This window comes from Arthrobacter sp. TmtSoilC77, assembly GCF_059739415.1.
On record NZ_AP046050.1, the window covers coordinates 2,227,708 to 2,239,939 of the forward strand.

Consider the following 12,232-nt stretch of genomic DNA (forward strand, 5'->3'; position numbering starts at 1 on the left):
CTCGCCTAAGTCAGCCTAGACGCAAGGCGCCTTTCCATGCGGGCTTTAGAGCCGACGTCGATGACTTCATCCGGATCAGCCGTGGCTTGCGGTCGGGAGTGTTAGAGCACCTGGGGTGCAGATCATGGACACGTGCGTCAGCCATAGGATCCTTCGACGCTACTGGATGGACAGGGATGGAGTGCGCATCGGAGAACAGATGGAGGGACTCCTGAGGCGCTAAAGTTCGGTGGTGTCCTGATCCAGCTCCCCTCGGTCTCTGAACAAAGATTGTTCTCCAGTGATTTGGGGGAGTATTAGAGGACGACTAGTGGTGGACTCTATGTGGATGGAAGATATCCACCCGTCGGCAGGTACTCAATGTCGGTAGACGCCAGGCAGGGATCTGAACAATGAGAGTGGGACTGCGGCTTCAGGGAACCAGCTGCCGGACCGTTGTGCTGGATGGGCGGACTGTAGTTTCCGCCGCCCGGGAGGTGCACGCCGACAGCTTGCCCGAAGCACTGGAATCGTCCCTGTCCGCTCTCCGTCGGGAGTTCGCGTCAAGCATCACGGAGATCACTGCCGACGTCGGACGGGTTCTGGCGGAGCGGAAGCTGGCCCGCGTCGTCGCCATCCGTATTTCGCCCCGGCCTCCCGCGGACCGCTTCCATATGACCGTGCTGCCACCCCTTATTGAGCCGGCGGTGACCCGCACCGTGCACGTCAGCGGGGGGCATGACCTACGGGGACGGCCTCTGGCCCGGTTGGACCTGGAGGCGTTCCTGGCTGATCTCCCTGGCATCCTCTCCAGTGGCGTACGGAACGTGGCGATCACTTCCGTCGGTTCGACGGCGTCAAAGGCGCATGAAACGCGCATTGCAGATGCCATCCTCAGCAACGACCGGGACATGCGTATCAGTATTTCCAGCGACTTCTATTCCAGCGTTTTCCGGGACCGCGACTACACTGCCATCCTTAACAGTGCCCTGATGGAGACGGGGGAAGAGTTGGCTGTCCTGCTTGAGGAGGCAGGCCGGCGCCAGTTCCCGGCCACCCTCTTGTCGTTTGGAAAGAACGACGGCGGTCGGGCGCCTTTGTCACGCTTGGCGTTGGCTCCTGTGCACGGGTTGTACGCGGAGTCCGCGATGGCGATCCTTGGCGCGGCCACGTTGGCGGGAATCCCCGATGGGGAAGTCATTCTCTGCATGGAGGCCGGAGCCGCCGTGGGCCACACCCGGGGAGGCTTGCCTGCGGCCAGAAGCCTCATCCGCCAAGGATTCGACGCGAGCATCGCCAGCAATGCGGCCATACTTGAGCCTTACACTGTCCACCATCCCGTTCGCACGGACATCCCCTCCGTGATTGCCGATCTCCGCGAGCATCAGGAGACTGCGCTTCCGTTCGGGCTGGTGGCGACTCTGCCGGCGTCGCAGGACGCCGCGCTGGTAGGGTCTGCCGGGGCGCCGCTGACGGCGTGGATCGACAGGCTCGAGACCGTCCGCGGCCGGGATGACCTGCAACGCGTACAGAACCTCGCCGAAGAGGACGCCTACTCAGCGGCGGTCCAGTTGGGCGCCAGCCCCGGGCAGACCCGCATCATTGAATCGAACGTCTATGCCATGCCCTATGGCAACCCGGGTATCGTTCGCATACGGGTCCAAGCGGCAGGAGAAACGTACGTCCACGAGGAACACACGCTACCAACATCTGCCCCTGGAGCAACCTTATGAGCACCGTACTCACTACCGAAGACGTCCGGAACCTCCGCACAGGGGCGCACTTCCTGACCTGCACCATCGACCCGACGGCCATCTACATCTACGCAGAAATGATCCAGCGGGCGATGGAGGGCCGGTCTTTGGAACTCATCACCGTTGACGAGCTTGCTCCCGACGACCTGGTGGTGGCGGTCGGAATGGTCACGCAGGGCCTTTTCATTGCCGATATGCCTCCGGTGGGAGATGAGTTCCTTGGCTGTATCCGTGCCATCGAGGCCAATCTCGGGCGCTCGGTGCGGGCGGTCTATTCACTTGCCGCCGCCAATATCAACGGAATCGTCCCCCTCATGGTTGGACTGCAGTCCGGGCTGCCCGTCATCGATTCCGACCCCATGGGCCGTGTTTTCCCCTTGATCAGCCAAACGACGCTGAATATTGGAAACGTGGCGATAGGCCCCATCGCACTCAAGGGGGTAACCGGGGAACGGGCGGTGGTCGAGGTGGAAAGCCCTCAGAGGGCCGAAACGCTGGTGCGTGCACTGGTGACCGAACTGGGCGGCTGGGCAGCCACCGCCATGTACCCGTGTTCAGCGCGACAGCTGAAGGAACACGGCGTCCACGGTTCCATCAGCCGGATGATCCGGATCGGGCAAATCCTCGACGCGAACACCCCAGTGGAGAGAAAGCTGTTGATGCTCGCCGAGCTCCTCGGCACCACGCGCATCGCCCGGGCCCGCGTGAGCCACATCGAAAGCCTCTCGCGGCCAACGGACCTCGGCCTGCCGGCGCAACCGTCCAGCGTAACGCTCGAGGACGAGACCACGGGGCGCATCGTTCGTCTCGAAATCCAGAATGAGATCCTGCTGGTCCTCGTGGATGGCGAAGTAACAGCAGCCGTCCCGGACATGGTGACCCTGCTCAATTCCGAGCAGGGCACGGTGGTCAACATCGACGACGTCCAGGTGGGCGACGTCATGGACATCATGAAGATTACGGCAGCGACACAGTGGTACACCGAGGCGGGGCTTGATCTCACTGAGCCCAAGGCCTTCGGCATCCCGATAGCGCACCCAAGGCGGCGACATGCGTAGGTCGAAAAATGAAACCCGGCTCGATCTCGCCGGGCTGTTGGCGCACGGCTCACTCCGTGGCACAACGCCTCTGTATCTCACTCCATCGAGCGGGTTGGTAGAGAGCGTAGTTCTGGTCTCCCAGCTTGAGGAAATCCGACAGGTGCGTCCCAACACTGTGGTCGTCCTCTCACCAGAGATGGGATCAGGTGGCTGGCTGGTTTCCGCGGCACTGCGACACGCTTGGGAGCGGCGGGCCAGCGCCGTCGTCGTGGCCGGCACTACCTATGCAAGCGGAGCGGTCGGACTGGCGGAGCGATTGGGCACCACCCTCCTGGCCGCTGACGGGGACCCAGCGGCATTGGCGTTGGCTCTGTCGGCCGAGATCGGAGCTGCCCTGTCGGTGGTCGATGCGGAACTGGCCCGGGTAGCCCGGGCGGTCACAAAGGACACCACCCTCGGTGACGTTCTCAAGACCATTTCCAGGGAACTGGACGGGGTGGGAGTTTTGCTGGGGTACGACGGCGTGGTGCTGGCCTCCGCCGGAATACCTCCACGGGAGACTGACGAAGTCATCACCGTAGAAGTCGGCGAGGCCAATAGTGCCCTCCGCTTCACCCTGACGGCAATCGTGCCCACATCCGGGGTCCACAACCTGCGGCTGGTGCGCTCAATCCTTGAGGTAGCCACCCCGGCGGTGAAGGCCGCCTGGTTGTTGGAAGACCTCCACAGCTCTGCCCGTGCCATTCCCACAGCGGCGCTCGCGGAATTGGATCGGGACCTTGATGCGTCAGGGGCGGAATTCGAGGAGAAACACCGACATCTGCTGAACCAGCTGGGCTGGCGCGAAGGGGAGCATTACGTGGCTGTGTGGTTCCGAGGCGGGCGGGTGCAAGACCATCGGCCCGAACTGACGGCTGTGCTGCGCCTGCTCTGGCGCAAGGTCACAGCACGCAGTCCCTTGGCCGAGGTTCAAGGTGGTTGGCTGACGCTCGTACCCGCTGGGGACCAGGACGCCTCGACGCAGCTCGAAACCCGAATCAGGACACGTCTGGGACCGGCCCTTGCCGAGCTTGGCTTGGTGGCCGGACTGTCCCGGTGGCAGGAGGATGGCCCGGCGCTGGCGTTGATCGTGCGTGAGGGCCGGCTGGCGGCTGAATCGTCCCGGTCGATGGGACCGGGTACGGTTCTAGGCCTCGCCAGACTCGGGGTGGCGGCGGCCACCAGCTTCGTGGACATGGACGCCGTCGCGCTCGTGGCCGAACTAACACTGCCGCGCCTGATGGCATCTCCTGACCGCGACGTGATTATTACCGCGGTGGCCGCCTTCCTGGATCACCGCAGCTCAGTGAGCCTCGCAGCGAAGTCCCTCAATTTGCACCGGAACACCCTGCAGGCCCGGCTTAATCGGGCACGGGAACTCGGTGTCCGGCTGGATATCCCGTCCGAGTTGCTGTCCGTCCACCTCATTGCCAAAGTGCTGCAGCGCTCTTTGCAAGACTAGGCGAGCACGCGGGCATACCGTTCCGCCAGCAATCCGTGACCGCGGTCCATGCCCGGGAACGGTCCCTGGTCCGTGTCCTTTCGAACTGTTCCAGGGACAACTGTTCTATGGACAACTGTTCTGTGGACACGGTATCCAGGGACCGCAGGGCTAACCTATCTGGACAACAATCTTCCCTGACTGTTCGTTCGACTCCATGTAGCGGTAGGCGTCGAGCACCTGGTCGAAAGCAAAGACCCTGTCTACCCTGGGCCGCAGCCCGCCGGAGCCAATCCGCTCGAGGATGAAGTCGACGCCTCTCTGCCGTTCATCGGCCCGTCCGACATGGTTGAACATTGAGTAGGGATGGAACACCGATTGAGTCCTGCACATTGCTGCCATGGGGATGACGGGCTGCTGATCGCTCAGAGTTCCGTACCCGAAAATCACTGCGTTGGGTGCCAGGTGATGGACGTAGGTGCCGAGGGACTCTCCTCCTATAGGATCGAAAGCGACCCGCACGCCTTTGCCGTCGGTGGTGCGGTCAATGACCTCGCCGACATCGTCGACTCCCACAAGGGCAACTTCGCTTGCGCCTGCTTCGAGGAGGAGCGACCGCTTCTTCTCCGTCCGTGTCGTCGCGATCACCCTCGCCCCCAGTGCGCGCGCTACCTCGATGGCGCCAAGCCCGGCCGAACTGGTGGCGGCCGTGACGAGCACGGTGTCATCGGATCCGAGATTGGCTACCTCTGCGAAGGCGAAATAGGACGTCAGATATTGCATCCAAACAGAGCAGGCCTCGGCATCCGAAAGCTCGGGTGGAGCAAGCGTTAGGTAGTCTCCCGGAAGGACGGCTGTCGTTCCCTGCACGCCGTCAGTCGTGGTGTAGAAGGGAATACTCGTCACGCGGTCGCCGATGTTGAAGGCCGTGATGTTCTTGCCGATCTCGGTCACCGTTCCCACTGCCTCGGAACCGATGCGCGAGGGGAACGCCGGTATGGTGTAGTGCTCCCCGTGGATGAACATCAGATCTGCCCGGTTGAGTGCAAATGCTGCGACGTCGATGCGGACATCGTTGTCGGCGACCGGACGTGGCGAAGCATCTTCGACGCTCAGCACTTCAGGGCCTCCCAGTTCGCGGAAGACAACCGCGGATTCCGGCCTGCTCATGGCCGGACCATAGAGAGTTCAGTCAACACAGGGGCCGAAGTCATTGACACCATGTGCTTTGGCTTGAGGGCCGGGAAAAACTGCGCACGTTCTTGGGCGGTCGGCCCGTCGTAGCCCAAGCGCTTGCTGTGCGTCCAACCGAAACGGCGGGCCGAGTCCACGAGCTGCTCAGCGTGTTTGAGCGGGGCCACAGTCGCGTCGATCACAGGTACGCCAATTTCCTCTTGAACCGTTTGGAAGAATCCGAATTCGGCCGTGCACCCGAGGATGACGACGTCTGCTCCGTCTTCCTCCACGGCCTTGCGGGCTTCGGTCATGATCCGCTTCTCCGTGAGAGCCGGGTCCGCCTGGAAGTCGTCGACGCCCATCTCGAGCACGCGCCACGAGGCAAGACGGTCTGACGCGCCGCAACGGTGGACGTTCTCGGCCATCTCGGGAATCCACTTTTTCCGTCCAACGAGAATGGAGAATCGCTCGCCCAGGCTGCCGGCGAGGCTCAGCGCCGAATGCGCCGGGCCCACAACCACCATACGATCGGTGATTTCGCGTGCGGCCCGCAGCGCCGGGTCGTAGAAACAACCGATGACGGCGGCGTCATAGCCTTCTTCTTCCGCCCAGCGCACCGTGCGCAGCAGTTGCGGAAGCATGAGTGCCTCGAAGGCGTTGTACTCAACGTGGGAGGGGCCTACGCCATCAAGTGAGACGACATCAACTTCGGTGCCCGGACGGACAATCTGGCGGAAGGAGTCCGCCATTGCGCGGTTGTAAAGATCGGTGAACAGCGGGTTGATCCACAGGATCCGGGTATTTTCCGGGAGAACGTCGAGACTTTCGCTTGGGCTGATCATTCCAATTCACTTCCTTCGGTTTCGGGCAAGAACAGGCCGAGGATGACCGTGGCAAACAAGAACATGTTGATAAAGAGGATTGTCGAAGTAGTTTCGGTGGCTGAGGCCAGGAGGAGCCCGACAAGACTCGGCGCGACCGTATTTGCGACGCGCTGACCGAAAAGCCCGGACCCGTAGCCTGAGCCACGAAGCGCTGAGGGGTAGAGCTCACCCATCCACGTGTCCCAGACACCCCAGGCTCCCAGGGCGAAGAAAGCCAGGGAGAACATGCCTACATACATCTCGGTCTCTGTGGAGGCTGTCCCGAAGAAGAATCCCCCGGCTGCTGCGGCGAGGACGTAGATCGTGAAGATCCACTTGCGCCCGAAACGTCCAGTGAGGTAGGAGGCCGACATATAGCCGGGGATCATGAGCACCGCGCTCAGGGCGATGAAGCCAAAGCTTGATGAGGCGCTCAGTCCTCGCCCTTCAAGCAACGTGGGCATCCACGATTGAAGTCCCCAGTAGCCCCAGGAGAAGGTGAAGTTGATGAGGACCTGAATAACCGTGATCCGGCCCATCCTCCCCTTGAAGAGGTTCCAGAAGGACAGCTTTTTGCCGTCCGAGACCGTCAATATGGCGCTCCGGGAGATGCCGCGTGCACCCAGACGCTCGAGGACAGCGTGTGCCTCTTCATTCCGGCCCCGCCTCGCGAGCCAGTAGGGGGATTCCGGTACGACCTTGTATAGAACGATGCCCCATAGGCTGGCAAGCGCGCTGACAGCAATAACCCAGCGCCAGCCGTGCCCTCCGATCAGGGCAGCGGTGCCGAGGGCGGCAAGGATGCCAATCGGCCACCCTGCAGCCAGATATACAGTGGCCTTTCCGCGGACCTTCACAGGGAGCAGTTCTTCAAAATAGGGGAAAGTCACCGTGAAGACGCCGGAGAACAAAAGCCCGGAGAGGAAGCGAGCCACCGAGAGGACCTCAAAGTTCGGCGCGAAGCAGCTCAGGAGCGTAAAGACGCCATAACCGAAGAAGCTCCACGCACAGGTGGCCTTCCTGCCGATCCGGTCAGAGATGGGTCCCCAAACGAGTGACCCGGGAATCATGCCAAGGAACAGCGCCGAAATGGCGATTCCTACCTGCGTCATTCCGACCTGCAGGCTCGTAGCCAGATCACTGGCAACGTAGGTGAGCATGAGCATTTCCCAGGCTTCGATTGCGAAAGCAACGAAGAGGACCGCACAGATCTTGACGTGAATGAACCCGAAAGGCATGTCGCGGAACGCGTGCCCCACGGCCATGGAGAGAGGTGGACTCGCAGTCCCGGGCACTGGCCCTGAAACGAGTGGGTCGATATTGGACATGTCGTGACCTCCGATATTGCGAATGGGATAAGAAGAAGCCTCCACTCGGAGCAGCCTGTCCAAGCCTCCCGCCGAGTGATTGCCCTCACATTACAAACCGAGAACTCACAGATGGTGTTCAGCTTGCACTTTTCTGGCATGGAGGTTTGGGCGCCAAGCACTACCGCCCAAAAGGTGCACCCGTCCGGGCATGGCGTAACTGCCACCGCTTTTATGCAGTCTGCCCGTCCAGCTTGAGCACAAGGGTGCAGTATGCCCATCCCCTTGGTTGGCCCCGTATGTAGCGTGTTGCCACACACAAAGTGCCATTCCCAGAACCATGAGGAGATAAACATGCCGAACTACAGGGTGTCGATGGATATCGGCGGAACCTTTACCGACATTGTGGCGTACGACCAGGACGCCGGAACCTACGCGGCAACGAAAGCGTCAACCACGCCCGGGAACCTCAGTGCCGGCGTCATCGCAGGCCTCGAATCGATAGTTGATGATCTATCCGACATCGATTTCCTGGTCCACGGCACCACGCAGGGCCTGAACGCATTCCTCGAACGCCGTGGTGTTCCCGTGCTGCTGCTGGCCACCGCCGGCATCGAGGACACTTATCACATCGCCCGCGGACCGCGTCTTGAGCTCTACAATGCTCAGTACCGCAAGCCCGCCCCGCTGGTCGAGCGCAAGGATGTCATCGGCGTCGAAGGCAGGCTGGACAGCCAAGGCGGGGAACTTGTGCCCTTGGACGAACTGGCAGTCCGCCAAGCAGCGCGCCGGGCAAAAGAGGAAGGCTATGGCGCCGTCGCCGTTGCGTTCCTGTTCAGTTACAAGAACCCCTCGCACGAACTCAGGGCCCGCGAAATCCTCATAGAGGAACTGGGGGAAGACTTCACCGTCTCCCTATCGCACGAAGCAGCCAAGGAATGGCGCGAATACGAGCGCACGTCCTCTGCCGTCGTCGAGGCCTACACGGGTCCGGTCGTACGCAACTACCTTTTGGACTTGGAAGATAAACTCGCTGACCGGGGAGTGGAAGCCCCACTGCACATCATGCAGTCCTCCGGCGGTGTACTCACCGCCGAATCCGCTCGTAAGCGGCCGCTGCAGACGCTGCTTTCCGGCCCGGTCGGCGGCGCCATGGGCGACGTCGAACTGGCAGGTGTCTCGGGAAACCGCAACCTCATCGGTGTGGACATGGGCGGAACATCCTTTGACGTTTCCTTGGTGGTTGACGGCAAGCCGGACGTCTCCACGGAGGCCCACCTTGAAGGTCTGCCGATGCTCATGAGCGTTGTCAACATCCACACCGTCGGCGCTGGCGGCGGCTCCGTCGCCTGGCTCGAAGCCGGCGGCCTGCGGGTCGGACCGCGCTCCGCAGGAGCCAACCCCGGACCGGCTTGCTACGGCCGCGGCGGGACGGAACCCACCGTCACTGATGCCAACCTGGTCCTCGGCCGTGTCGACCCCGACTGGTTCGCCGGCGGACAGGTCGCCTTGGACCGCGAAGCCGCGATAACAGCCCTGAAAACTGTCGGTGACCAGCTCGGCCTGGACCCCATTGCCATGGCGGAAGGCATCTGCGACGTAGCCAACTCGCAGATGGCCCAGGCGATTCGGACCATCACGATCTCCCGCGGCATCGAGCCCCGGGACTTCTCCCTCGTGGCCTTCGGCGGAGCTGGACCCATGCACGCAGTCTTCCTGGCCAAGGAACTCGGCATTCCGGAAACAGTCGTTCCTCGATTTCCCGGTGCTTTCTCCGCCTGGGGCATGTTGCAAACCAACATCCGCAAGGACTTTTCCGAACCCTACTTCTACCTCGACGAAGACATCGACGTGGCCGACATGGCCGGCATCCTGCGCTCCATGGAAGTCGAAGGCTTGTCGTCACTGGTCTCGGAAGGGGTCCCGGAGGAAAGCCGCGCAACGAAGGCGTCCGTGGACGTCCGCTATCAGTCACAGGAGTTCTCACTGAACGTTCCGCTGACATCCGCTGACGAGCCCGAATCTCCCGACTTCGTCACCAACCTCGCCCGCCGATTCTCCGCGATGTACCACGAGCGCTACGGCCACTCCAACCTTGGCGCGCCGATCGAAATCGTTACGCTACGCACGCAGGCTGTCGGTGACCTGGGACGGCTGGAAGCTCCGAGCTACGTCACTGCACAGGGGCCGGAGTTCAAGCACGAAATCCGCCAGGTGGTCTTTGACCACGTCGAGCACAGCACCACCGTGGTCCGCCGTGACGACCTCGGCGCTGGCCACACATTCGAAGGACCCGCCATCATCGTGGAGCAGACCGCCACCACCGTGGTTCCACCCGGGTTCAACGTCCAGGTCGACGAGTTCGGCTCCCTGGTCATCCGCACTGAAAACGTCGAAGAAAACTGAGGTACCAAAAATGACAATTGCAGCAGTCACAACCCTGGATCCGGTCACCGTGGAAATCATCCGCAATGCACTCACCAGCGCGGCGGATGACATGAACGCCACCCTGATCCGTTCCGCCTACTCACCCATCCTCTACGAAGGCGGGGACTGCGTCGTGGCCCTGTTGGACACCGAACACCGAGTGCTGGGACAGTCCGCAGGCCTGCCGCTGTTCCTGGGCAACCTCGAAACGTGTTCGATCGCCGTGGAGGAAATGTACGGCCGCGCGGTCTGGCAGGAAGGGGACATCTGGATCCTCAACGATTCATACCTGGGTGGGACCCACCTGAACGATGTGACCATTTTTGCTCCGATCTTCGACGACGGCGCCGTGGTTGGATTCGCGGCCACTCGGGCGCACTGGATGGACATGGGATCCAAGGATGTGGGCGGCTCGATGGACTCGACAGATATCTTCCAGGAAGGCTTCAGGATGGGGCCGGTCAAGCTGGTCGAAGCCGGTATAGAGACTTCTGTCGTTGACCTGATCCGGACTAATGTGCGCTTCCCTTACCAGACCATTGGTGACATGCACGCGATGATCGCAGCCCTCCGGATGGGGACCACCCGCATGAAGGAGCTCGTGGGCAGGTACGGGATGGAGCAGTTGGATGCCGCCCGGGATGAGATCTTCCGCCAAACGGAGGAAATCGAGCGTGCGACCGTCCGCAACATCCCGGACGGCGTCTACGAAGCCGAGGGTTTCCTGGACAACGACGGCATCGATCTGGACACTCCCATTCCAATCAAGCTGCGGATCACGGTAGCGGACGATACCGTTGACTTTGACGTCACCGGATCGGCGGACCAGACCCTGGGTCCGGTCAACTGTGGTGCCGCCCAGGCCGTCTCGGCACTGCGCGTGGGCTACAAGCTCCTCGTCAGCCCGGAGTCCAACTCCAACGGTGGTTCCTTCCGGCCAATGACCACCCAGGTGCGGTCCGGCTCGGTTCTGGGCGCCGTGACGCCGGCCCCGTGCCAGTGGTACTTCTCCCACCTTGGGCTGCTGATTGACCTCGTCTCCAAGGCAATGGCCCCGGCCATGCCCGATCGGGTCGCCAGCGCCAGCCACGGTGACTCCATGATTATCACCGCCGCCGGTTTCGACACCCGCTTCGGCCGGAACTTCGTCACTATGGAAGCCACCTTGGGCGGCTGGGGTGCCTGGCAGGGCACGGACGGTGAATCAGCCATGATCAACAACGTCAACGGCTCACTCAAGGACCTGCCGATCGAGATGTTGGAGACCCGTTACCCATTCCGGATCAACGAGTACTCCATCCGCCCCAACTCCGGCGGACCCGGACAGCACCGTGGCGGCAACGGCGTAGTGCGCGAATACGAATTCCTGGCCGACTGCGTGGTCGGGCTGTGGTTCGAACGGTCAAAGACCCCCGCTTGGGGACTCTTCGGCGGATCGGACGCTCAAGGCCCGGAAGTTGTGATCAACCCCGGACGCTCTGATGAGGTCCGCACTCTGAAGGCGAACGCCCGCAAGGTCAAAGCCGGCGACGTCGTCCGCCTCGCTGTGGGCGGGGGCGGCGGCTTCGGAGACGTCTCCAAGCGCTCCCGCGAGGACATCACCTACGACATCGTCAATGGATTCATCACCGACGACTTTGCCCGGACGCACTACGGCTACTAAGCCCCACCAGTGGATGGGTTCCCATCCAGAAGGGAGGACTCCATGAGTTCCCAATATCAATCCTTCGACGACGTTTGCGAAAGCGCCCGGAAAGCAGTCGGCGTCACCCTCTTTACCATCTCAGTCATCGCCGACGACGGCGCCAGTATGGCCCGCGTCTACACCACCCATCCCGATGTCTATCCGGTAGGCGGGAAGAAGACCCTCGCCGGGGACACGAACCGGGTGTGGCTTGAACAGGTCCTCGAGAGACAGCAGCCGTTCCTGGGGGCGGACAAGGAAGCGGTCCGCGCATTCTTCTTTGATTCGGAAACGATCGAGTCATTGGGCTGCGGGGCCATCGTGAACGTTCCGGTCGTGAGCAGCGGCCGGACTATCGGATCGATGAACTTCCTCGCACCTGAGGGCAGCTACGACCAGAGTTCGGTGGAGGCAGCCGTGGACGTCGCACGGCGGTCCGTCCATCTGCTCCAAGAAGCCCTTATCACCACTAACTAGTTCCACCGCGGGCGGGCACCAATTGGGGGCCCGCCCGCGCCGACA

The 12,232-nt window shown here is 62.1% G+C and carries 9 protein-coding genes; 6 read left to right on the forward strand and 3 right to left on the reverse strand.

From position 1 onward, the window contains the following. The first annotated feature begins 392 nt into the window (after positions 1–392). Genes AC6I99_RS10265 through AC6I99_RS10275 form a run of 3 tightly spaced genes read left to right on the forward strand, consistent with a single transcriptional unit; the run spans position 393 to position 4,274 of the window. Complete coding sequence (locus tag AC6I99_RS10265) at positions 393–1,712, forward strand: hydantoinase/oxoprolinase N-terminal domain-containing protein (RefSeq protein ID WP_497945228.1); 1,320 nt, start codon at positions 393–395, stop codon at positions 1,710–1,712. Then, complete coding sequence (locus AC6I99_RS10270) at positions 1,709–2,791, forward strand: DUF917 domain-containing protein (protein WP_497945227.1); 1,083 nt, start codon at positions 1,709–1,711, stop codon at positions 2,789–2,791. The genes AC6I99_RS10265 and AC6I99_RS10270 overlap by 4 nt, the downstream gene beginning before the upstream one ends. Continuing rightward, positions 2,784–4,274 carry a helix-turn-helix domain-containing protein gene (locus AC6I99_RS10275; protein ID WP_497945226.1) on the forward strand — a complete coding sequence of 497 codons (1,491 nt, stop codon included), beginning with the start codon at positions 2,784–2,786 and terminating at the stop codon, positions 4,272–4,274. The genes AC6I99_RS10270 and AC6I99_RS10275 overlap by 8 nt, the downstream gene beginning before the upstream one ends. 150 nt (positions 4,275–4,424) lie before the next feature. On the opposite strand, the gene AC6I99_RS10280 is transcribed toward AC6I99_RS10275, so the two are convergent. The 3 genes from AC6I99_RS10280 to AC6I99_RS10290 are packed head-to-tail and all read right to left on the reverse strand — an operon-like array spanning position 4,425 to position 7,620. After that, positions 4,425–5,423, reverse strand: coding sequence for a zinc-dependent alcohol dehydrogenase family protein (locus AC6I99_RS10280; protein WP_497945225.1), 999 nt, complete (start codon positions 5,421–5,423; stop codon positions 4,425–4,427). Beyond that, positions 5,420–6,271, reverse strand: coding sequence for an aspartate/glutamate racemase family protein (locus AC6I99_RS10285; RefSeq protein WP_309926549.1), 852 nt, complete (start codon positions 6,269–6,271; stop codon positions 5,420–5,422). Before AC6I99_RS10285 ends, AC6I99_RS10280 begins: the two co-directional genes overlap by 4 nt. Then, complete coding sequence (locus AC6I99_RS10290; RefSeq protein ID WP_497945224.1) at positions 6,268–7,620, reverse strand: MFS transporter; 1,353 nt, start codon at positions 7,618–7,620, stop codon at positions 6,268–6,270. Before AC6I99_RS10290 ends, AC6I99_RS10285 begins: the two co-directional genes overlap by 4 nt. A gap of 333 nt (positions 7,621–7,953) precedes the next feature. On the opposite strand from AC6I99_RS10290, the gene AC6I99_RS10295 reads away from it, so the two are divergent. From AC6I99_RS10295 to AC6I99_RS10305, 3 genes are read left to right on the forward strand one after another with little or no spacing between them, the layout of a single operon-like run. Continuing rightward, positions 7,954–10,005: a hydantoinase/oxoprolinase family protein gene (locus AC6I99_RS10295; protein ID WP_309926544.1), complete on the forward strand. Its 2,052-nt coding sequence runs from the start codon at positions 7,954–7,956 to the stop codon at positions 10,003–10,005. A 10-nt stretch (positions 10,006–10,015) separates the two neighbouring features. Continuing rightward, positions 10,016–11,689 (forward strand): hydantoinase B/oxoprolinase family protein, encoded by a 1,674-nt coding sequence (locus AC6I99_RS10300; RefSeq protein ID WP_497945223.1) that lies wholly within the window; start codon positions 10,016–10,018, stop codon positions 11,687–11,689. Between the two features lie 42 nt (positions 11,690–11,731). Further along, positions 11,732–12,187, forward strand: coding sequence for a GAF domain-containing protein (locus AC6I99_RS10305; protein ID WP_497945222.1), 456 nt, complete (start codon positions 11,732–11,734; stop codon positions 12,185–12,187). The last annotated feature ends 45 nt before the right edge of the window (positions 12,188–12,232 follow it).

Bases quoted from the DNA above. Each gene is read 5' to 3' on its own strand.
- AC6I99_RS10265 (WP_497945228.1), top strand. From the start codon at position 393: ATGAGAGTGGGACTGCGGCTTCAGGGAACCAGCTGCCGGACCGTTGTG.
- AC6I99_RS10270 (WP_497945227.1), top strand. From the start codon at position 1,709: ATGAGCACCGTACTCACTACCGAAGACGTCCGGAACCTCCGCACAGGG.
- AC6I99_RS10275 (WP_497945226.1), top strand. From the start codon at position 2,784: ATGCGTAGGTCGAAAAATGAAACCCGGCTCGATCTCGCCGGGCTGTTG.
- AC6I99_RS10280 (WP_497945225.1), bottom strand. From the start codon at position 5,423: ATGAGCAGGCCGGAATCCGCGGTTGTCTTCCGCGAACTGGGAGGCCCT.
- AC6I99_RS10285 (WP_309926549.1), bottom strand. From the start codon at position 6,271: ATGATCAGCCCAAGCGAAAGTCTCGACGTTCTCCCGGAAAATACCCGG.
- AC6I99_RS10290 (WP_497945224.1), bottom strand. From the start codon at position 7,620: ATGTCCAATATCGACCCACTCGTTTCAGGGCCAGTGCCCGGGACTGCG.
- AC6I99_RS10295 (WP_309926544.1), top strand. From the start codon at position 7,954: ATGCCGAACTACAGGGTGTCGATGGATATCGGCGGAACCTTTACCGAC.
- AC6I99_RS10300 (WP_497945223.1), top strand. From the start codon at position 10,016: ATGACAATTGCAGCAGTCACAACCCTGGATCCGGTCACCGTGGAAATC.
- AC6I99_RS10305 (WP_497945222.1), top strand. From the start codon at position 11,732: ATGAGTTCCCAATATCAATCCTTCGACGACGTTTGCGAAAGCGCCCGG.